22 protein-coding genes are annotated in these 18,871 nt (G+C 59.2%); 10 read left to right on the forward strand and 12 right to left on the reverse strand.

Features of this window, described 5'->3' with window-relative positions:
- Positions 1-18: 18 nt before the first annotated feature.
- Entirely contained in the window at positions 19-561 is a 543-nt protein-coding gene (locus HX792_RS09930) for an AAA family ATPase (RefSeq protein WP_176995909.1), read from the forward strand.
- 70 nt (positions 562-631) lie between these two features.
- Here the strand turns inward: HX792_RS09930 and HX792_RS09935 are convergent, their stop codons facing one another.
- Positions 632-1,147 (reverse strand): GNAT family N-acetyltransferase, encoded by a 516-nt coding sequence (locus HX792_RS09935; protein ID WP_176995910.1) that lies wholly within the window; start codon positions 1,145-1,147, stop codon positions 632-634.
- Positions 1,148-1,412: 265 nt separating this feature from the next.
- Between HX792_RS09935 and HX792_RS09940 the strand changes: the two genes are divergently transcribed.
- The 4 genes from HX792_RS09940 (at position 1,413) to HX792_RS09955 (ending at position 4,447) form a co-directional block, all read left to right on the forward strand.
- Positions 1,413-2,396 carry a DUF1852 domain-containing protein gene (locus HX792_RS09940; RefSeq protein ID WP_176995911.1) on the forward strand — a complete coding sequence of 328 codons (984 nt, stop codon included), beginning with the start codon at positions 1,413-1,415 and terminating at the stop codon, positions 2,394-2,396.
- A gap of 27 nt (positions 2,397-2,423) precedes the next feature.
- Entirely contained in the window at positions 2,424-3,458 is a 1,035-nt protein-coding gene (locus tag HX792_RS09945; protein WP_176995912.1) for a methionine synthase, read from the forward strand.
- Positions 3,459-3,553: 95 nt separating this feature from the next.
- Entirely contained in the window at positions 3,554-4,060 is a 507-nt protein-coding gene (locus tag HX792_RS09950) for a flavin reductase family protein (protein ID WP_176995913.1), read from the forward strand.
- A 75-nt stretch (positions 4,061-4,135) separates the two neighbouring features.
- Positions 4,136-4,447, forward strand: a complete 312-nt coding sequence (locus HX792_RS09955) for a hypothetical protein (protein WP_176995914.1) — start codon at positions 4,136-4,138, stop codon at positions 4,445-4,447.
- Positions 4,448-4,496: 49 nt separating this feature from the next.
- On the opposite strand, the gene HX792_RS09960 is transcribed toward HX792_RS09955, so the two are convergent.
- Complete coding sequence (locus tag HX792_RS09960) at positions 4,497-5,393, reverse strand: phospholipase D family protein (RefSeq protein ID WP_176995915.1); 897 nt, start codon at positions 5,391-5,393, stop codon at positions 4,497-4,499.
- Between the two features lie 188 nt (positions 5,394-5,581).
- On the opposite strand from HX792_RS09960, the gene HX792_RS09965 reads away from it, so the two are divergent.
- On the forward strand, positions 5,582-6,274 hold the full coding sequence (locus HX792_RS09965; RefSeq protein WP_176995916.1) for an alpha/beta fold hydrolase: 693 nt from the start codon (positions 5,582-5,584) through the stop codon (positions 6,272-6,274).
- A gap of 12 nt (positions 6,275-6,286) precedes the next feature.
- On the opposite strand, the gene HX792_RS09970 is transcribed toward HX792_RS09965, so the two are convergent.
- The 6 genes from HX792_RS09970 to HX792_RS09995 all read right to left on the reverse strand — a co-directional run bounded on the left by HX792_RS09970 (position 6,287) and on the right by HX792_RS09995 (position 10,879).
- Entirely contained in the window at positions 6,287-6,907 is a 621-nt protein-coding gene (locus HX792_RS09970; protein ID WP_176995917.1) for a LysE family translocator, read from the reverse strand.
- 355 nt (positions 6,908-7,262) lie between these two features.
- Positions 7,263-7,850: a hypothetical protein gene (locus HX792_RS09975; protein WP_176995918.1), complete on the reverse strand. Its 588-nt coding sequence runs from the start codon at positions 7,848-7,850 to the stop codon at positions 7,263-7,265.
- A gap of 172 nt (positions 7,851-8,022) precedes the next feature.
- Positions 8,023-8,712: an arsenical resistance protein ArsH gene (arsH, locus tag HX792_RS09980; protein ID WP_176995919.1), complete on the reverse strand. Its 690-nt coding sequence runs from the start codon at positions 8,710-8,712 to the stop codon at positions 8,023-8,025.
- A 14-nt stretch (positions 8,713-8,726) separates the two neighbouring features.
- The gene (locus HX792_RS09985; RefSeq protein WP_176995920.1) at positions 8,727-9,197 is read right to left on the reverse strand and encodes an arsenate reductase ArsC; all 471 of its coding nucleotides are present in this window, start codon (positions 9,195-9,197) and stop codon (positions 8,727-8,729) included.
- A gap of 27 nt (positions 9,198-9,224) precedes the next feature.
- Positions 9,225-10,508, reverse strand: coding sequence for an arsenic transporter (locus HX792_RS09990; RefSeq protein WP_176995921.1), 1,284 nt, complete (start codon positions 10,506-10,508; stop codon positions 9,225-9,227).
- Between the two features lie 23 nt (positions 10,509-10,531).
- A complete protein-coding gene (locus HX792_RS09995; protein ID WP_176995922.1) occupies positions 10,532-10,879 on the reverse strand; it encodes a metalloregulator ArsR/SmtB family transcription factor in 348 nt (115 codons plus the stop codon).
- A gap of 176 nt (positions 10,880-11,055) precedes the next feature.
- On the opposite strand from HX792_RS09995, the gene HX792_RS10000 reads away from it, so the two are divergent.
- Positions 11,056-11,706 carry a hypothetical protein gene (locus HX792_RS10000; RefSeq protein ID WP_176995923.1) on the forward strand — a complete coding sequence of 217 codons (651 nt, stop codon included), beginning with the start codon at positions 11,056-11,058 and terminating at the stop codon, positions 11,704-11,706.
- Between the two features lie 101 nt (positions 11,707-11,807).
- Here HX792_RS10000 and HX792_RS10005 read toward each other — a convergent pair whose 3' ends face one another.
- A complete protein-coding gene (locus tag HX792_RS10005) occupies positions 11,808-13,241 on the reverse strand; it encodes an MFS transporter (RefSeq protein WP_176995924.1) in 1,434 nt (477 codons plus the stop codon).
- A 127-nt stretch (positions 13,242-13,368) separates the two neighbouring features.
- Between HX792_RS10005 and HX792_RS10010 the strand changes: the two genes are divergently transcribed.
- The gene (locus HX792_RS10010) at positions 13,369-13,998 is read left to right on the forward strand and encodes a metalloregulator ArsR/SmtB family transcription factor (RefSeq protein WP_218172604.1); all 630 of its coding nucleotides are present in this window, start codon (positions 13,369-13,371) and stop codon (positions 13,996-13,998) included.
- A 115-nt stretch (positions 13,999-14,113) separates the two neighbouring features.
- Here the strand turns inward: HX792_RS10010 and HX792_RS30595 are convergent, their stop codons facing one another.
- From HX792_RS30595 to HX792_RS10020, 3 genes are all read right to left on the reverse strand, one after another.
- Positions 14,114-15,076: a methyl-accepting chemotaxis protein gene (locus tag HX792_RS30595; RefSeq protein ID WP_371319338.1), complete on the reverse strand. Its 963-nt coding sequence runs from the start codon at positions 15,074-15,076 to the stop codon at positions 14,114-14,116.
- 24 nt (positions 15,077-15,100) lie between these two features.
- A complete protein-coding gene (locus HX792_RS30600) occupies positions 15,101-15,607 on the reverse strand; it encodes a hypothetical protein (protein ID WP_256349827.1) in 507 nt (168 codons plus the stop codon).
- A 128-nt stretch (positions 15,608-15,735) separates the two neighbouring features.
- The gene (locus HX792_RS10020; RefSeq protein ID WP_176995926.1) at positions 15,736-16,224 is read right to left on the reverse strand and encodes an Lrp/AsnC family transcriptional regulator; all 489 of its coding nucleotides are present in this window, start codon (positions 16,222-16,224) and stop codon (positions 15,736-15,738) included.
- A 121-nt stretch (positions 16,225-16,345) separates the two neighbouring features.
- Here HX792_RS10020 and HX792_RS10025 point away from each other — a divergent pair, with 121 nt between their 5' ends.
- Together HX792_RS10025 and HX792_RS10030 are read left to right on the forward strand one after the other, a co-directional pair.
- The gene (locus tag HX792_RS10025; protein WP_176995927.1) at positions 16,346-17,380 is read left to right on the forward strand and encodes a histone deacetylase family protein; all 1,035 of its coding nucleotides are present in this window, start codon (positions 16,346-16,348) and stop codon (positions 17,378-17,380) included.
- A gap of 59 nt (positions 17,381-17,439) precedes the next feature.
- A complete protein-coding gene (locus HX792_RS10030; RefSeq protein WP_176995928.1) occupies positions 17,440-18,855 on the forward strand; it encodes an amino acid permease in 1,416 nt (471 codons plus the stop codon).
- Positions 18,856-18,871 lie beyond the last annotated feature (16 nt).

The following is an 18,871-nucleotide window of genomic DNA, read 5'->3' on the forward strand; positions in this document are numbered from 1 at the left end:
TACATTCCTGGAGTGCACATGCGGATTTACATCACAGGCGCTTCCTGCTCGGGCGTGACGACGTTGGGACGCGCCCTCGCAACGTTGCTCGGCTTGCGACAGGTTGATGTCGATGACTTTTACTGGATGCCCACGGACCCGCCCTATACCACGAAACGTGCGCCTGAAGATCGCGTGAGCTTGATTCAGCAAACACGCGGGGACGATGACTGGGCGCTGACGGGCTCGTGCAATATGTGGGGTGATGCGTTGATCGCCGAGGCCGACCTGATCGTGTTTGTGGACACGCCAACGTCGGTGCGCCTCGAGCGGCTGGCTGCGCGTGAGCAGGCACGTTTTGGGGCGCGCATCGCACCCGGTGGCGACATGCACGGGATACACGTGGCCTTTCGCGAATGGGCTTCGCAGTATGACGATCCCCACTTTTCCGGGCGCAATAGAGCGCGGCACGAAGCGTGGATTACAGAACAGACCGTGCCTGTCCTGCGAATTGACGGGGAGGGCACTGTTGAAGGGATGGCGGCGCAGGTGGTGCATGCTGTGGAGCGTCGGGTTCTGTAGTGAACGAGCTTGCTCGCGCCGGGCGCGCCCCAATCCCAAACCTCGCAATCCTGACGCGAACAAGGTCAAGTTATGTGCGCAAGAACAACCCATACCTCACTTCCGCAAGGGTTACACCGCCCCTTATCAGGTTACGCTCGCTACCCGGTTCCTCAACGCATCCAACGCTGCGATAGAACCGAATTGCCCGTTCATTCAGCGCCAACACCCACAATGTCACTCGCGTAAAACCTTGCTGGCGTAACTGCTGCACGCCGATGTTCCATAGCGCCCGCCCGACACCCGTTTCCCAGTACCCGGCCAGGACATAGATGGCCATGACTTCACCCGTATTGACCTCGGCGTCGTCATCGCGACTGACTCCGACGGATACCCAGCCAACCACCTGCTGGTCCCGCTCCGCCACCCATACGCCGGATTCGTCCGATTCAATCGAGCGGGCCCAGAACGATTCACGCCGAGCCAGGGTGGTATCCAGCGCGCTCAGGTAGTCGGCCGGCATCAGGTCACGGTAGGCCTCTTGCCAACTGCGGATATGCACCTGGGCAATGGCGTTTGCATCAGAAGGTAGTGCCTTGCGAATCATTGAAATGCTCCTTGCCTGGCTGCGGTGAGTCCGTGCTGTTGCCCTTCAAGCATGGGCGCAAATCATGACAGTTGAAGGCTTGAGCGCAATCGTACACACCATGAGGAGCGCTAAAGATTCAGTGAAATCAATTCATTATCTATGGAGCAAGGGCTCGACCTAAAATAGCCTCAATGATTGAGACTATTAATATTGCTGAGCAAGACCAGAAGCTATCAGTCGATAGGTTCAGGTGTTGTTTCGGGTGTATGGGTGTGAAATTAAAATGAATACAGACTTTACATTTGCTATCAAGCGCATTCAATTTGACGAACATTATCACCCCTCCGAAAACACGCGCATTACCACCAACTTTGCCAATCTGGCGCGTGGGAAGAGTCGCCAGGAAAACCTGCGTAACACCTTGCGGATGATTGATAACCGCTTCAATGCCCTGGCGCATTGGGATAATCCAAAGGGTGATCGTTACGCGGTCGAACTTGAAATTATCTCTGTTGAAATGGACGTTGATGCTGGCAGCACCGGCAACGCCATTCCACTGATTGAAATATTGAAAACCAATATTGTTGATCGCAAAACGGACGAACGTATAGAAGGGATTGTAGGGAACAACTTTTCTTCTTACGTACGCGATTATGACTTCAGCGTGCTATTGCTGGGGCATAACAAGGATCGCGCAGGTTTCAGCACCCCCGATAATTTCGGCGACCTGCACGCCAAACTGTTCAAGCATTTCGTGAACTCAAGCGCCTACAAGGCCAACTTTAACAAGCTGCCCGTCATTTGCCTGAGCGTTTCGAGCAGCAAGACCTACCTGCGCACGGAAAACCAGCACCCCGTGCTGGGTGTGGAATACCAGCAGGATGAGTACTCGCTGACAGATGAGTACTTCCAGAAAATGGGCTTGAAGGTTCGCTATTTCATGCCGCCCAACAGTGTTGCGCCGTTGGCGTTCTACTTTTCGGGTGACTTGCTGGGGGATTACACGAACCTCGAGCTGATCAGCACCATCAGCACTATGGACACCTTCCAGAAGATTTATCGCCCCGAGATTTACAACGCGAATTCGGCCGCCGGTAAATCCTATCAGCCAAGCTTGAGCCATCAGGATTACTCGCTGACACTGATTGTTTACGACCGAGAAGAACGCAGCCGCCTGGCGATTGAGCAGGGTAAGTTTGTTGAGGAAAACTTCATCAAACCCTACCAGGCTGTGCTTGAGCAGTGGTCCGCTAACTGCGCGCTTTGATTAATTAAACGTACAAGGTTGTTCATGATGAAAAAGTTGTTACCTACTTCAACCGCTGGCAGCTTGCCTAAACCGTCCTGGCTGGCGGAGCCTGAAAAACTCTGGTCGCCCTGGAAGTTGCAAGATGATGAGTTGGTTGAAGGCAAACAAGATGCCCTGCGTTTGGCGCTGCAAGAGCAACAACAGGCGGGCATTGATATCGTCAGTGACGGCGAGCAAACTCGCCAGCACTTTGTAACGACGTTTATTGAACACCTCAGTGGCGTGGATTTCGAGAAGCGCGAGGTCGTCAGGATTCGTGATCGCTACGACGCCAGCGTTCCGACCGTGGTCGGCGCCGTTGCACGTCAAAAGCCGGTGTTTGTTGAAGATGCCAAGTTCTTGCGCCAGCAAACAGACCAGCCGATCAAATGGGCACTGCCTGGCCCGATGACCATGATCGACACGCTGTACGACAACCACTACAAGAGCCGTGAAAAACTGGCGTGGGAATTTGCCAAGATCCTCAACCAGGAAGCCCTGGAACTGGAAGCGGCCGGTGTCGACATCATCCAGTTTGATGAGCCCGCGTTTAACGTGTTCTTTGATGAGGTAAACGATTGGGGCGTTGCCACGTTGGAGCGTGCGATTGAAGGCCTTAAATGCGAAACCGCCGTGCATATCTGCTACGGCTACGGCATCAAGGCCAATACCGATTGGAAGAAAACGCTGGGGTCGGAATGGCGCCAATATGAAGAGGCGTTCCCCAAGCTGCAAAAATCCAGCATCGATATCATTTCGCTCGAATGCCACAACTCCCACGTGCCCATGGAGTTGATCGAGCTGATTCGCGGTAAGAAAGTGATGGTCGGTGCCATTGATGTGGCCAACCATGCCATTGAAACACCTGAGGAAGTCGCCAATACCCTGCGCAAAGCGCTGCAGTTTGTGGACGCCGACAAGCTTTACCCGTGCACGAACTGCGGCATGGCCCCTCTGCCTCGACATGTGGCAAGAGGCAAGCTGAATGCCCTGAGCGCCGGTGCAGAAATCGTTCGCAGAGAGCTGTTGAACCAGGGCTGAGCGAACGCCGGAGGAGGGCGGTGGAGTTAACCCTCACCAGCCTTCTTCCGGCCTCACTTTGCCCGTTCGACGCCACCGACTATTCAAGGCTTTCTATGTCACGTCTCCCTACGGCTATCGAGCCACTGCACTTTCGCGAAGCGCTTGGGCACTACGCCTCCGGTATCACGGTGATCACCTCCCGCCTTGATGACGAGCCCATTGGCTTCACCTGCCAGTCGTTCTACAGCGTGTCGATGAGCCCGCCACTGGTGTCATTCAGCGTCATGTCCAGTTCGGCGAGCTATCCCAGGATTCGTCAGGCCGGTCGTTTCGCAGTCAACATCCTCTCGGGCGAACAGGTGGGTATTTCCAATCAATTCGCTCGGCGAGGCACGGACAAATGGCACGACGTGGAATGGCATACGTCGCCGCTGGGCAATCCGATCATCGCCGGCAGCCTGCACTGGCTCGATTGTGAAATTCACGCCGAGCACGCGGCGGGTGATCACCTGATCGTGATTGGTGAAGTTAAAGCGTTGAACCTGCAAGCGCCTGGGGCGCAGCCGTTGCTGTATTTCAAAGGACAGTATCGCAACATCGCCGCGCATAACGCTGTCTGAGCGCGGACCACAGCTTTATCAGTCATCCCGTTGCAGTACCATTGGCCGAAACACGGACTATGCAAAGGTCGTCTTATGGCAAGAAGTGCAAGGCTTCAAAAGAAACTTCATGCCCGGCATCTGATTGAGGTCGCCACGGAGGTGGTGGGTGATGGCCATCTGGTCAAAAAATTGTGGACGCTTAACCACGCAGACACGCTTGCGTTGAATTCGAACACCTTCAGGTCGGATCCTGTTCAGCGTTACCGTCTGGAATACGTGGTAACGCGAGGTCCTGTTCCTGGGCATTGGCTGCACAAGCCCTTCGACCCGGAAGAATTAACGCTGTTTTTTGCGGCGAAAGACTATGCCGGCGTCTGCCATGGTTGGACCTTTTTCGACGATTGACGGCGGCAGAACTGGCGCTTTGAACCGTTACGTGTTTAGGGGGCGGTGTTTATCGTGGTGTGGCGGTCTGCTGTGGTGAAGGGTTGGGTAGTGTTTGCAGGCATTGTAAGGCCCAGTATTTCACGGCAGGTGGCACACCTTCGTCGTCAATCACGGTGTGCAACAGCTCAATCATCCTGAGCCGGTGCTGTTTGCTTTTCTTAATGGCCAGCTCCCACACCTGGTCTGGATATCTCAGCGTGGGCCGCTCCGGACTATTGCATTCGATGGTTTTTCCGGACTGTGTCCAGAGCAAGTTTGCGACATAGGCGGGAACGTAGCAGCTGTTGTTGTTCACTGTCTGGATCTTTGAGAAGACCTGCACCAGCCACGGCGCGGCCATGCGTAGCCGGTTGCGGGGCTTGATAGATGGCTCGAACAGGTCGCTTTCTGCAAGTTCTGGCGGATCGGCTCGCGTCGTTACGCCAACATGAGCCGACCACATGCTTTGGGCTTCACGTAGCGCGTCTTGCGAAATGGTCAGGCTTTTCTCAAAGAGCGCTTCAAACCAGCGCTCCGCCTCGGCAAAGCCCCTCTCGTGGTCGACCAACTCGTATGCAGCTTCTTCCCAGCCGCCACTGGGCTCTGCTTCAAACCAGAGCCCATTTCGAGAAAAGTTTGCCGACGAGACCAGCGCTGCATGCTCAAACAGGGAAACCTTTGCATGAAGGTTGGGGAGGTGGCGAATCTCTGTGTTCGGCCGCTCAAGAAGCGCCTGGATAACCGTTGGATTGGTGCCGCCAGTCGAGAGGTTGCATAGGATCCTGTACTGCCTGTCGTTTCGAATCAGGCCTTCGGCGCCGTCGCCCCAAAAGGCAACTGCCAGTTTGATAGGGCGCTCGGGGCTCTGTGCCTCGCTCAAGCGCGTGAGTGCTTGGTGTATGGCGCTGGCATTTGCGATGAACATACTCACTCCATGAGTCGGTCAATTGCGGTTGCTTAGGGGCGGACGGGTTTAGCCGCAAGCCTAGACGATCCAGAGCGATTGGACGTGCCGTGGATTTTAATAAAAGCCTGCAGTGACGGAGTTCTTCGGCACGGCCACTTGAACGGGCATAATCGCGGTCTGCCTGCCCTCCGGGAATCCTGCACCCCATGCAACCGCTCGAATTCACCGTTGCCTTCGAAAACCACACGCTGCACGCCGATACCCTGACAGGCGAACGCAACCCTCACCTGTTTTGCATCCACGGCGGCGGCGCGCGTTGCCGCTCGGTATTCGCCGAGGTGCGACACACGCTGCACGGGCAGGGCATTGGCTCTACGGCCCTGGACTGCATCGGCCATGGACAAACCGGTGGTGTGTTCGCCGACTCATCCCTTCACCGGCGTGACCAGCAGGCGCTGTCCGTAGTTCGACACAGTGGGGTGCAGCCCAGCGCCTTGATCGGCATCAGCATGGGCGCCTATAACGCGGTGCGGTTGAGCGAAACCCTGGGCGCCCAGACGTTGATTCTGGTGGTGCCGGGCATCTACACCCCCGAGGCTTACACGGTGCCGTTTGGCCCTTTGTTTTCGGCAATCATCCGCCAGCACCGCAGTTGGGCCGATAGCGATGCGTGGGACATTCTCAGCCGGTTCAAGGGCCGGCTGCTGGTGATCGCCGGGGAGCAGGACGACGTCATCCCGCTGGAAATCCCCGAGCGGCTGTTGGGTGCAGCGACCCACGCCCAGGACAAGGAATTGCTGGTCATTCCCGACGCTGGCCATAACGGGCTGATGCCACTCATTCAACAGCAGTCGCAATGGCTCGCAGCAATCACCACACGTGTGGCGTCAAGCGCTTGAGTGTCTGCGGGTTCAAGCCCTGCGCGCCATCAACAACACTGTTGCCGCCGCCGACAACAACCCCGCGCAGCAACGGTTGAAAATCCGCTTGCCACGGGGTTCGGCGAACCAGCGACGCATGTGCAGACCCATGTAGGCGTAGGCGCTGATGGCGATCCATTCCAGCGCCAGGAACATCGCGCCCAACAGGGCGAATTGCGGGGTGATCGGCTGGCCCGGCACCACGAACTGAGGAAGAAACGCGGTGAAGATCAGGATGGCCTTGGGGTTGCCCGCTGCCACCAGAAACTCCTGACGCGCCAACGCCCACAATCCCACCTTGGCCGTAGCCGATTCCGCCTCTGTCTGGGGATTGGCGCGCCACAGCTGAAAGGCCAAATAAAACAGATACGCCGCGCCCAGAATCTTGATCCCGTAGAACAACAGCTCCGAGGTTTGCAGCACTACCGCCAAACCCGCAGAAGCCAGCGCGATCATCCCGGCGAAGGCCAGCAGGCGCCCGATACCCGCCAGGCAAGAAGTGCGGTAGCCGTAGCGGGTGGAGTTGCTGACGGACAGCAGGTTGTTCGGGCCGGGCGCCATGTTCAGGGCGAAGCAGGCGGGGAGGAAGAGGGAGAGGGTGGCGAGGTCCATGGCGGCTCCGTGTTCGCGGGGGACGGGGAGCGTTGAGGATAAGGGGGGTGGGGCGCTTGGACAATGGGGGCAGTGGAGCGCTTTTATTGCGGCTCCAGTTCTGACCATAAATCACTGCGCCCAATGCCGTTCATGAACGTTCCGTAGTCTTCAAATTGACCGACATTCACCTCCTCTTCACTAAACCACGTCGCTTCACATTCGTTGCATACCCACAACAAGATCTGTGCGGCGTGGACACGCATTGCCAGGACGCAACTTTGACTACATCTTTTGCACTCAATCTGCGTGTCAGTCATTGCCAGTGGGCAGTGAAGAAGAGCAGCGTTTGAAGCGGCCGCTGTGTACCAGGTGCTCAGTCTTGCTTATACGCCTGGGTGTTGATCAGTTTGCCTGAGGTATCAAATAAAAATGCCACCGTGATAGTGCTTTGGACTTTATAAAGATAGACGTATCGACCATCCGGGTTTTTGTTCTCATGAAATGGCGAACCCAAGCAGCTTCGGATCTGCTGTGAAGTGGCTTCGCCTGCCTTGTAATCGCCGATTTTTTGAGGGCAATCTGCAGGCGGCGCAGAACTTTGCTGATTCATTTTCTTTATTTCAAAATCAGCGCTGCCCGTACCCTTTTCTTTGAAGGTTATCAAGAACGAAGAACGGGCACCTTGCGACTCGACAACCCACATTTCCCGCCAAGCTCTGGCACCAGGGCTGCCAACAGGTTGCTGGATCACGAACTTCAGTATTTTTGTTTCTGCAGTAAACGCGGGTGCGCCGAGTATGTTCTGCAGGCCAGCGGTGGTGTCAGACGCCAACTTTTCATTGGTCAGTGTCCCTTCTCTGGCAACGTTTGGCTTGATGCTGGAGACTGGCTGCAACTGGGAAGAGGTTTCGCAGCCGGATAACACGAAGGCAAAAACAATGGCGGCAAGTTTTAAACGCATCTAATCACTCCTTGATTGAGACCGGCTGACCATCTGGGCTCGTAGCCTCGCTGGTAATATCCATGTGCTATCACTGTATCCAACCCCGGCGTCTTGTCAAATACGGCCGGTCATTAATGTTCGGCCATAGCGCGAGAAGACGCTGAGGGGCTTCGCGGTAGACATGACCGCCTCAAATCGAACGCTGATTGACCCGCGCCATCAGTTGCTCCGCCGTCTCCTTTCGCTCCGAGTAACGATCCACCAAAAAATCCTGTTGGTCTCGCAGCAGCAAGGTGAACTTCACCAGTTCCTCCATCACGTCGACGACGCGGTCGTAGTACGGCGACGGTTTCATCCGTCCGGCCTCATCGAACTCCATGTAGGCCTTGGGCACCGAGGATTGGTTAGGGATGGTGAACATGCGCATCCAGCGTCCCAGCACGCGCAGTTGGTTGACCACGTTGAAGGACTGGGAGCCGCCGCACACTTGCATCACCGCCAGGGTCTTGCCCTGGGTCGGGCGGACGGCGCCCAGCTCCAGAGGGATCCAGTCGATCTGCGCCTTGAACACGGCCGACATCGCGCCGTGGCGTTCCGGCGAGCACCAGACTTGTCCTTCGGACCACAACACCAATTCGCGCAACGCTTGCACCTTAGGATGTTCCACCGGGGCATCGTCTGGCAGGGGCAAGCCACTGGGGTTGAAAATACGCACCTCGGCGCCAAAGCACTCCAGCAGGCGCGCGGCTTCTTCAACCAGGAGGCGGCTGAAGGAACGCTCGCGAGTCGATCCGTATAACAACAGGATGCGTGGTTTGTGGCCTGATGCTGGCAAATCTGGGACCAGGCCAGGGTCGAGGTTAGGCGGGTGTTCTGACATGAATCCTCCTGAGATTAGAGCGTGCCGATTCGATCGAGCTCAGACTTGAGCTGGTCGCGGTTGAGCTGGGCAAAAGGCAGTTCGAGGAAGGCTTTGCAGCGTTGTTCGATGGTCGCCAGTGTCGAGCGGAACGCGGCCTCGATCTGCGCGTCGTCGCCGTGCACGTCGGACGGGTCTTCCAGCCCCCAATGGGATTTCAACGCTGGGCCGAAGTACACCGGGCAAGCTTCGCCCGCGGCCTTGTCGCAGACGGTAACGACGATGTCTGGCGGGTTGTCCTCAAAGGCGTCATTGCCTTTGCTGTGCAAGCCGTCGATGGAGATGCCGGCCTGCTGCAAGGTCGTCAGGCTGCGGGGCAACACCTGGCCCTTGGGGAACCTGCCGGCGCTAACCGCTTCAAAGCCAGCGGGGGCCAGGTGGTTGAACACAGCTTCGGACAGGATGCTGCGGCAGCTGTTGGCCGTGCACATGAACAGGACTCGCATGGGGTGCTCCTTTCGCTGAGGCGGCTATCAAAGGCTCAGGCGCAGGGCCAGGGCCGAGAGGGTGATCAACAGAACCGGAAGGGTCAGCAGGGCGCCGACTTTGAAGTAATAACCCCAGGTGATGCGCATGCCTTTGTGCGCCAGCACGTGCAGCCAAAGCAGTGTGGCCAGGCTGCCAATGGGGGTGATTTTCGGGCCGAGGTCGCAGCCGATGATGTTGGCGTAGATCATCGCCTCGCGAACAATGCCCTCCGCGCTGCTGGCCTGAATCGACAGCGCGCCGATCAACACGCTTGGCATGTTGTTCATCACCGACGACAGCAACGCCGACAGCAGGCCGGTGCCAAGGGTTGCGGCCCACAGGCCTCGGCCGGCCAGGTGGTCGAGGACTTGGGCGAGCCAATCGGTCAGGCCAGCGTTCTTCAGGCCGTACACCACCAGGTACATGCCCAGCGAGAACACCACGATCTGCCACGGGGCTTCGCGCAGCACCCGCCGCGTCGAGATCTTGTGGCCCTTGGCGGCGACCGCGAACAGCAAGGCCGCGCAAGCTGCCGCGACGGCGCTGATGGGAATGCCCAGCGGTTCGAGTGCGAACAGGCCGACCAGCAGCATCAACAGCGTCCAGCCACCGACGATGAAGGTGGCGCGGTCACGAATGGCAGTTTTTGGTTCTTGCAACGCATCCAGCGCATAGCGAGGCGGCACGTCGCGGCGGAAATACACAAGCAGCACCAGCAGGGTGGCAGCGACGCTGACCAGGCTCACCGGCACCATCACCGAGGCGTACGCGTTGAAACCGAGCCCGAAGTAGTCGGCAGAGACGATGTTCACCAGGTTGGACACCACCAGCGGCAGGCTGGCGGTGTCGGCGATAAACCCGGCGGCCATGACAAACGCCAGGGTCGCGGCGGGGGAAAAGCGCAGCGCCAGCAGCATCGACATCACGATGGGCGTGAGGATCAGCGCCGCGCCATCATTGGCAAACACGGCGGACACGGCAGCGCCCAACAGGACGCAGAAGGCGAACAACCGATAACCGCTGCCCTTTGCCCTGCGCGCCACATGCAGCGCGGCCCATTCGAAGAAACCGGCTTCATCCAGCAACAGGCTGATGATGATCACCGCGATAAAGGTGGCGGTCGCATTCCACACGATGGCCCATACCGTCGGAATGTCCTGCAGCGACACCGCGCCCACTGCCAGCGCGATCAGCGCACCGAGCGTGGCGCTCCAGCCAACGCCGAGGCCCTTGGGTTGCCAGATGACGAGCACGAGGGTGAAGACAAAAACAGCCACGGCGACAAACATTAAATACTCACTCGATCAGGGGGTCAGCAGCAGGCCGCTTCGCGCACGGGCCGGCCATCCATGTTTTGCAGGCGCGAGGCGTTGCCCTTGAGCCAGCCAGCGTTGGCCTTGGACGTCACGTGCAGAACCTCGTGAACCCACTCGGGCAGGTCCGGATTGAGGCGGTAATAGACCCACTGGCCCTGGCGGCGATCCAGCAATAACCCGCTGCTGCGCAGTTGGGCGAGGTGGCGGCTGATTTTCGGTTGGCTGTCGTCGAGCGCACACATCAGCTCGCAAACGCACAGCTCACCTTGATCGGCAATCAGCAGGGTGGCCCGCACGCGGGTCTCGTCGGACAGGCTCTTGAAGACTTCGGGGGGTGTGATCATGGGAGGCTCGGTAAATATGGATAACCGAATATACGGATATCCATATATCTAAATCAAGCACGAATTTCGCCGAGCGCCTGCGCTTTGATCGGTGAGGGGCTTGAGCAAAAAACTCAGGGCCTTGAATCCCTTGCGTCAATCGAGAAAACTCCACCGCACAATGTGAGGAGCCCGCAATGCAAGGAACAGCGTTTCAAATCGTGCGAATCGACCAGATCCACGAAATAGTTTCGCCTACCGTAGACGCACTTCTGCTGCCGTTGGGTTTCGAAGTTCAAGGCCCATTGTCCTGGGTGCGCAGTGCTGATGCCCCCATCCGGCAGATCTTTCGCCTGGCGCAGTGGAAGGGCGGTGCGCTCGCGCCTTCATGGGGGTTGTCCCTGGATTTTGTCCCGCACCTGTCCGGCAATGACTTCAAGTGGCACAGAACTGTGAAGTCGGCGCGACCTGACCTGACGTTTGATGTGCGTGATCGGGCGCTTGATATTTCCTATAGCTACGGGCCCGAAACCATTGCGAAGTGCGCACCCGATATCCTCAGGGCAGTTATTCCAACCGCAGAATCCTTCTGGAACTCGGCGCGTTCGATAGCCGACCTGCCCAGTGCTTTTGAGCGGGTCAGGCAGCATCTGTCGACAGGGGGATTGGGTTTCTACAACTACACGCAACACCCGCTTGCCTACGCTTTTGTGCTGGCCAGGAACGGCAAGCCCGATGCTGCTGAACAAGAGTTTCAGCGCTACTCACCGCGTCTTTCAGCGGCGGCGCAAAAGAAGCTTCGCACGTTGTTCGTTGATGCAGGCGGCTACCCAGGGTCGGGCGACTAACCGGTTGGATCACCCACGGTGAAGTGCCGCTTGAATAGCCTTCACCATCACGTTCGCGACTTCAATTTCGATATCGCCGAAATCTGCCGAGAATCCACGGGTCAGTTTTGGGAAACCGCCAACTCACCCTTATCCTCCTTTGCCCGCGTCGCCCGCACCGCCATCACCAGCGCCAACATCGGCGCCAGGGTAAACACTGCGAACAACCAGCGCGCCGCATTGGCGACACCGTCGTCACCGGTGGCATCGTTGATACCCGCCATGTTGGAGATCACACCGGCCAATGCCGCGCCCAGCGCCATGGCAAACAGTTGCAGCGTGGTGATCGATGACGCGGCGGTGTCCTGGTCCTGAGCCGACGCGACTTGCAGGATGCGTGTCAGCAAGTGCGGCCAGCCCAGGCCGATACCGAATCCCACCAAAAACAACCCGAGGCAGATCGGTGCCAGGAGCGCCCAATCACCTCCGCTCGCCGTGGGTGTGGTGAGCGCCAATATCACCAACCCGGCCACGATCAGCAGCGGCCCTGCAAGGATGGCGCGATGGGCGCCGCGCCCGGTCCAGCCCGAGCTCAAGATCTCCGACACCGTCCAGCCCGCCGCCATCAACGCCGCCATATAGCCGGCTATAAGTGGTGATTGGCCATGCAGGTGCTGCAGGAAATACGGCATGAAAATCTCGCTGCTCATGCCGATCACCAGCAGGCAGGTGGTGGCGTAGAGCGCGCAGAGCGGGGTGCTGAACTTCAGCGCATCCCGTGGCAGCAATCGCACCGAGGCGCGGGACTCCTGGCGAATCAACAGCAGCACCAGCACCGCACAGGTCGCGATACCCAGCAGGTTCCAACTGGGCAGTGGCGAGACGCTGCCCGCGCACACCGCCAACACCGCTGCGGCCAGCAGTACCAGTTGAGCCACCGGCAGGCGTGTGGCGGCGGTCGCGGCAGCGTCCCGGGGTGGCAGCGCCCGGCTGGTGAGCACGATGTAGGCCAGGCTTACCGGCACCATCGCGCCAAACGCGTAGCGCCAGGCGTCCATTTCGGCAAACACGCCGCCCACGGCCGGGCCCACCAGGGTTGCCACGCCCCACATGCCTGACACCAGCGCCATTGCCCGAGGCCACAGCCGCTCTTCGAACACCAGTTGAATCATCGAGTAGCACAGGGCAAGCAAGACACCACCGCCCAGGCCCTGGATCGATCGTCCCGCCAGCATCACCGGCATGCTGGGTGCCAAGGCGCAGATCATCACACCCGCCATGAACACCAGGGTCGCAACCGCATAGGCCAGGCGCGGCCCGCTGCGTAGCAGCAGCTTGGAGGTGAGGGCCGAGCCCAGGATCGAGGCCACCACATACAGCGTGGTGCTCCAGGCATACAGCTCCAGCCCGCCGATTTCGGCCACCACCGACGGCAAAATGGTGGTGGCGATATAGGTGTTGGTAGCGTACAGCGCAATGCCCCCCGAGAGGGCAAGGGAGCGGGCGGCGTTCCTGCCACGGAGCAATTCGCCCCAACTGCTGTTCTGGGTGTCCATCCACAATTCCTTGTCATACGGGCGCCGGTAGGCCCCGATGGTTTGCATGAGCGTCAGGCTTGGGTTAATTTGCCAAGCAATTGCTTTGAATATTGCGGTGGGGCTAAATATTTTGTCAAGAAATGACTTGGAAAACTCTTCGGCGTCTCCGGCTGATCGCATCTTGCACCTGCTCAAGACCCGTGGCCCGCAGCTGGCCGCCGATGCGGGCGTATTCCTCGGCACCAGCGGTGAGGCTGCGCGCCAGCAACTGGTGAAACTGGCGGCCAGCGGCCTGGTACAGGCCACTTCTGAGGTGCGCGGGGTAGGGCGCCCGACGCAGGTGTGGCAACTTACGGCCCAGGGGCATGCACGCTTTCCGGACACCCACTCGGACCTGACCCTGCAACTGCTGCAGACCGTGCGCGAAACCTTCGGCGAGGCCGCCATCGATCGCCTGATCGACGTGCGCGAGCGCCAGACTCAAGCCTTGTATGAGCAAGAAATGGAAGGGTTGGCGGACCTGAAGGCACGGGTCGAACGGCTGGCCACGCTGCGAACCCGTGAAGGCTATATGGCCGAATGGAGCGAACAACCCGACGGCGCCTTGATCCTGGTGGAAAACCACTGCCCGATCTGTGCGGCCGCCACGGCGTGCCAGGGCTTTTGTCGGGCGGAATTGCAGGTGTTCGAGCAGGTGCTGCAAGCCAAAGTGGAGCGGGTGGAACACATCCAACTGGGGGCGAGGCGATGTGCGTATCGGGTGATGCCCGCCTGACGTTTATCCCCGTCCTCTGTAGGAGCCGGCTTGCCGGCGATGGCATCGACGGGGTGCTACTGATGCACCGCGTTGCATGCATCGCCGGCAAGCCAGCGCCTACAGGGGAGCGCGCTTATTGGTGAAAGCGCCGCCCCAACGCATCCAGCCGCACCGCAATCACCGGCAACTGCTCACTGCTCCTGGCCAACATCTCCACATCGTCCGCCGTGCTCTGCGCAATGCCTTGCACTGCCTGCAAGCGCCCCACAATCTCCAGGTTCGCTGACGTCTGCTCCCGCGTCGTACTCACGATCCGCCCATTCAACGCATCGATATGCGCAATGTCATTGCCCACGGCTTGCAGCATGTCCACCGCGACCTGGCTGTCTTCCACGCACCGTTCCACCCCCTGGCGGCTGTCGTGCATGGCTTCCACGGCTTGGCGGCTGCCGTGTTGCAAGCCTTCGATGATGGTCTTGATTTCCTGGGTGGAGACGGCGGTGCGTTGGGCCAGGCTGCGCACTTCGTCGGCGACCACGGCAAAACCGCGGCCTTGTTCACCGGCGCGGGCGGCTTCGATGGCGGCGTTGAGGGCGAGGAGGTTGGTCTGGTTGGCGATGCTGTTGATCACTTCGAGCACCGTGCCGATCTGTTCGGCCTGTACCGCCAGGCCTTGCACGGTTTCGTGGGTGCCGTTGAGGCGGGAGGCCAATTGAGTGATTTCGTGTTGCGCGCGACCGACACTTTGCTGGCCGCGCACGATTTGCTGGCTGGCCTTGCCCGCGTGTTCGACGGCTTGTTCGACGTGCACGGCGATGTGGCCCATGGCGTCCTCCATGCGCTGCATCGAACCGGTCATCTGGGTGATTTCTGCCAGTTGGTGCCGCGCACCTTTTTCCAGGGTGCCGCTGGCGCTGGCCAGTTCCTGGCCCAGTTGGCCGAGGCCGTGGGAGTCGCGGGTGACGCCATCGATCAGGTGGGTGATCTGCTGCAGGAAGTGGTCGAAACGCTTGGCCAGTGACACATGCACCTTGCCTTCGCCCTGGCTGGTCTGGGAGGTGAATTGAGAGGTGACGGCCAGCATTTTTTCGAGCATTTCCTGACTCTCGACCGCTTCGGCCTAGCTGTGCACGGCGAGGTAGAGCAGGGCGACGGTCTCCATCACCACGTAGAACGCATGCACGAACACCATCCCCCAGCCGCCGTGATGGTCCATCACAAACACCGGGAAACCCTGATGCTGCAAGGCATGGAACACCACGTGGTGCACGGCGATGGTGAGCGCAGCCACCAGGATCGGCAGCCAGTCGCGGTAAAACGTGAGCACCGCCAGCAAGGCGAAGATGCCGAAGTGGGATTCGATCACGCCCTGGGCCTGGTTGATGTGCAGGGCGGCCATGACCATCAGGCCTGCGCCGAGTGCGCAGCGCATCACGCGGGTGCCTGAAAGGGCACGGTAAAGCGCGGTCAGTACAACAGCGGTACCGCCGCCGATGATCACCGCTTGCAGCAAGGTGTCGTGCCAGAACGCCAGGCCCACGGAGAACAAAAACATCAGCCAGATCAACGCCAGCATGATGCGGTCGGCCTTGCGGTAATGCTCGAGAAAACGCGTACGGACAGGCATGCAGGCTTACTCCATGTAATCGTAAGAGGATCTGGCGTGCGCGGAGCGAGTGTTCGGATTCAATACTGCAAGTCAGTTATCGGCCTGGTCGAGTAGGACTTTAAACGGACCAGGCGCTGTTCGAAGCCTTAGCGCCCCGCAATCGCCACCCGACTCGTCGCCTTCACTTCCTTCAACGCCAGGCTCGACTGGATCGACGCAATCCCCAGCTGCCTGCGCAGCACGTTCTCGACAAATTCGCTGTAGCTGTCGAGGTCCTCGGCGAGTACCTGCAGCAGGTAATCCGCATCGCCGGTGATCTTGTGGCACGCCAGCACCTGGGGCAGCTCGCGCATTACGGCCTCGAACGCGTCCGGCGCTTGGTCGGCGTGGATGGCGAAGCGCACGTGCACGAAGGCCAGGATGTTCAGGCCGAGCAGCTTGCGATCGAGGTTGGCCTGGTAGTCCTTGATCACGCCTTCTTCTTCCAGGCGCTTGCGGCGACGCCAGCATGGCGTGAGGCTCAGTGACAGGCGCTCGCTGAGTTGGGCATTGGAAATACTGGCGTCTTCCTGCAGCAGGGCGAGGATGGCGAGATCGGTGTCATCAAGAGCGACCTGCTTGGTTTTAATTTTCATTTATTGGCGCTATCAGGGTAAAAAGTTCCGAATAAGCTAACAGTGGTGGAATTAAAAGCAAAGAAAGCCCCGCGCCGCCAGAACAAAATAGACCCTGTCTTTTACTGGCGGAACCTCAGCAATGTTGACTGTTTTTAGTGATGACCACCGTTTGCACCATGGCACCGAATTGAAAGATGGCGTGCTCAAACCTTCGTTCGAACAACCAAGCCGGGCAGACACGGTGCGTGACCGGGTACAACGGGTAGGGCTGGGCGAGATCATCGTGCCGCGCACCTTCGACCGTGCCTGTTACGTCAATGCCCACAGCGAACGCTACGTGACCTTCCTCGAAACCGCCTGGGCCGAATGGACTGCCATCGGCCGCAGCCACGACGCGCTGCCGCTGGTGTGGCCGGTGCGTGACCTGGCCAACCAGCAGGTGCCGGAGTTCATCGATGGCAAGCTGGGCTTCTTCGCCATGGACGCCGGCTCGCCGATCACCCGCACCACTTGGAATGCGGTCAGAACCAGCGCGGATATCGCACTGACTGGCCTGGCACTGATCGACGAAGGCCAGCACAGCGCCTTCGCCCTCTGCCGGCCGCCGGGGCACCATGCGGCGCGCGAATACATGGGCGGTTATTGCTACCTCAACAACGCCGCGATTGCCGCGCAACAAGCCATCACCCAGGGCGCCCAGCGCGTGGCGGTGCTGGACGTGGACTTCCACCATGGCAATGGCACGCAGAACATTTTCTATGACCGCCCCGACGTGATGTTCATCTCGTTGCACGGTGAGCCGAGCGTGTCCTATCCGTACTTTTCCGGCCATGCCCACGAGCGCGGTGCCGGGGCGGGAGAGGGCTTCAACCTCAATTACCCGTTGCCGAAAAACACCGATTGGGCCAGCTACCAAATCGCCTTGCTTGACGCCTGTCGGCAACTGAAACACTTCGCCCCCGAGGTGCTGGTGGTTTCCCTGGGTGTCGACACCTTCAAGGACGACCCCATCAGCCACTTCCTGCTCGACAGCCCGGACTTCATTGCCATGGGTGAACTCATCGCCGGTGTCGGCGTGCCAACGCTGTTCGTGATGGAGGGCGGCTACATGGTCGATGAGATCGGCATCAATGCCGTCAACGTGCTGCATGGCTTCGAAAACAAGAGCGCCTGAGCGCCACCGTTCAATCCTTTTTTCTGCCAAAACTCAAAAACATAACAAGAGGTTTTGTGATGAAAACAACCACGCCCGGGCTTGCCGAACAGCCTGCGTTGCAACGCACCCTGAGTAACCGCCACATCCAGCTGATGGCCATGGGCGGTGCGATCGGCACCGGCCTGTTCATGGGCTCGGGCAAGATCATTGCGCTGTCCGGCACCTCGATCCTGCTGATCTACATGATCATCGGGCTGTTCGTGTATTTCGTGATGCGCGCCATGGGCGAGTTGCTGCTCTCCAACCTCAATTTCAAGAGTTTTGCCGACTTCGCCGGAGCGTACCTGGGGCCGCGCGCGGCGTTTTTCCTGGGCTGGTCGTACTGGTTGAGCTGGAGCGTGGCGGTGGTGGGGGATGCGGTGGTGGTCGGCGGGTTCTTCCAGTACTGGTTCCCGCACGTGCCTGCGTGGATGCCGGCCGTGGGCATGCTGCTGACGCTGTTCGCGCTGAACGTGCTCACGGTCAAGCTGTTTGGCGAAGTAGAGTTCTGGTTCGCGATCATCAAGATCATCGCCGTGGTCACGTTGATAAGTGTGAGTGCGGTGCTGATTGCCAGCTCCTTTGTGTCGCCCACCGGTGTGACTGCCTCGCTGGGGCATTTGCTCGATCAACAGGCGGCGTTCCCCAATGGGCTGTTCGGCTTTTTTGCCGGGTTCCAGATGGCGATCTTTTCTTTCGCTGGCACCGAATTGATCGGCACCGCAGCGGCCGAAACCCGCGCACCGGAAAAGACCTTGCCCAAGGCGATCAACTCGATTCCGCTGCGCATCATCCTGTTCTATGTGCTGGCCCTGGCGTGCATCATTGCGGTCACCTCGTGGCAGCAGGTGTCGCCAAGCAAGAGCCCATTCGTGGAATTGTTTTTGGTGGCGGGGTTTCCGGCGGCGGCGGGCATCGTGAACTTTGTGGTGCTGACCTCGGCGGCGTCGTCGGCCAACAGTGGTGTGTTCTCTGCCAGCCGCATGCTGTTCGGCCTGGCGGACCTTGGGGATGCGCCGGGGATCTTCCGACGCCTGTCCACCCGCAGCGTGCCGTTTATCAGCCTGGCGTTTACCACGCTGTTGATGTTGCTGGGGCTGGTGTTGCTGTTCGTGGTGCCGGAGGTGATGACCGCGTTTACGATCGTGTCGACGGTCTCGGCGATCCTGGTGATTTTTACCTGGTCGACTATTCTCGCCTCCTACATTGCCTACCGTAAAAAACGCCCGGACCTGCACGCCAAATCCCTCTACAAAATGCCCGGTGGTGTGCCGATGGCGTGGTTCTCCCTGGGGTTCCTGGCGTTCGTTCTGTGCCTGCTGGCGTTACGCCCGGACACTCGATTGGCACTGTGCGTGATGCCCGCGTGGTTTATCTGGCTGGGGATCGCCTACCAACTGTCGCACTTTCGCCAGCGTTTTAACCGGCGAGTGGCAGAGAGCAGGGCGCTATAGTTGTTTTTACACAGCG

Origin of the sequence: Pseudomonas sp. B6002 (assembly GCF_013385985.1) — a bacterium.
In the GTDB taxonomy this organism is placed as follows: domain Bacteria; phylum Pseudomonadota; class Gammaproteobacteria; order Pseudomonadales; family Pseudomonadaceae; genus Aquipseudomonas.

Excerpts from the sequence above, each read along its gene's own strand:
- HX792_RS09965 (WP_176995916.1), top strand. The coding sequence starts at position 5,582 with ATGCAACCGCTCGAATTCACCGTTGCCTTCGAAAACCACACGCTGCAC.
- HX792_RS10025 (WP_176995927.1), top strand. The coding sequence starts at position 16,346 with ATGTTGACTGTTTTTAGTGATGACCACCGTTTGCACCATGGCACCGAA.
- HX792_RS10030 (WP_176995928.1), top strand. The coding sequence starts at position 17,440 with ATGAAAACAACCACGCCCGGGCTTGCCGAACAGCCTGCGTTGCAACGC.
- HX792_RS09990 (WP_176995921.1), bottom strand. The coding sequence starts at position 10,508 with ATGTTTGTCGCCGTGGCTGTTTTTGTCTTCACCCTCGTGCTCGTCATC.
- HX792_RS09930 (WP_176995909.1), top strand. The coding sequence starts at position 19 with ATGCGGATTTACATCACAGGCGCTTCCTGCTCGGGCGTGACGACGTTG.
- HX792_RS09985 (WP_176995920.1), bottom strand. The coding sequence starts at position 9,197 with ATGCGAGTCCTGTTCATGTGCACGGCCAACAGCTGCCGCAGCATCCTG.
- HX792_RS09995 (WP_176995922.1), bottom strand. The coding sequence starts at position 10,879 with ATGATCACACCCCCCGAAGTCTTCAAGAGCCTGTCCGACGAGACCCGC.
- HX792_RS09955 (WP_176995914.1), top strand. The coding sequence starts at position 4,136 with ATGGCAAGAAGTGCAAGGCTTCAAAAGAAACTTCATGCCCGGCATCTG.
- HX792_RS09960 (WP_176995915.1), bottom strand. The coding sequence starts at position 5,393 with ATGTTCATCGCAAATGCCAGCGCCATACACCAAGCACTCACGCGCTTG.
- HX792_RS10000 (WP_176995923.1), top strand. The coding sequence starts at position 11,056 with ATGCAAGGAACAGCGTTTCAAATCGTGCGAATCGACCAGATCCACGAA.
- HX792_RS10020 (WP_176995926.1), bottom strand. The coding sequence starts at position 16,224 with ATGAAAATTAAAACCAAGCAGGTCGCTCTTGATGACACCGATCTCGCC.
- HX792_RS09970 (WP_176995917.1), bottom strand. The coding sequence starts at position 6,907 with ATGGACCTCGCCACCCTCTCCCTCTTCCTCCCCGCCTGCTTCGCCCTG.
- HX792_RS30595 (WP_371319338.1), bottom strand. The coding sequence starts at position 15,076 with ATGCTCGAAAAAATGCTGGCCGTCACCTCTCAATTCACCTCCCAGACC.
- HX792_RS09940 (WP_176995911.1), top strand. The coding sequence starts at position 1,413 with ATGAATACAGACTTTACATTTGCTATCAAGCGCATTCAATTTGACGAA.
- HX792_RS30600 (WP_256349827.1), bottom strand. The coding sequence starts at position 15,607 with ATGCCTGTCCGTACGCGTTTTCTCGAGCATTACCGCAAGGCCGACCGC.
- HX792_RS09950 (WP_176995913.1), top strand. The coding sequence starts at position 3,554 with ATGTCACGTCTCCCTACGGCTATCGAGCCACTGCACTTTCGCGAAGCG.
- HX792_RS09975 (WP_176995918.1), bottom strand. The coding sequence starts at position 7,850 with ATGCGTTTAAAACTTGCCGCCATTGTTTTTGCCTTCGTGTTATCCGGC.
- HX792_RS09935 (WP_176995910.1), bottom strand. The coding sequence starts at position 1,147 with ATGATTCGCAAGGCACTACCTTCTGATGCAAACGCCATTGCCCAGGTG.
- HX792_RS10005 (WP_176995924.1), bottom strand. The coding sequence starts at position 13,241 with ATGGACACCCAGAACAGCAGTTGGGGCGAATTGCTCCGTGGCAGGAAC.
- arsH (WP_176995919.1), bottom strand. The coding sequence starts at position 8,712 with ATGTCAGAACACCCGCCTAACCTCGACCCTGGCCTGGTCCCAGATTTG.
- HX792_RS09945 (WP_176995912.1), top strand. The coding sequence starts at position 2,424 with ATGAAAAAGTTGTTACCTACTTCAACCGCTGGCAGCTTGCCTAAACCG.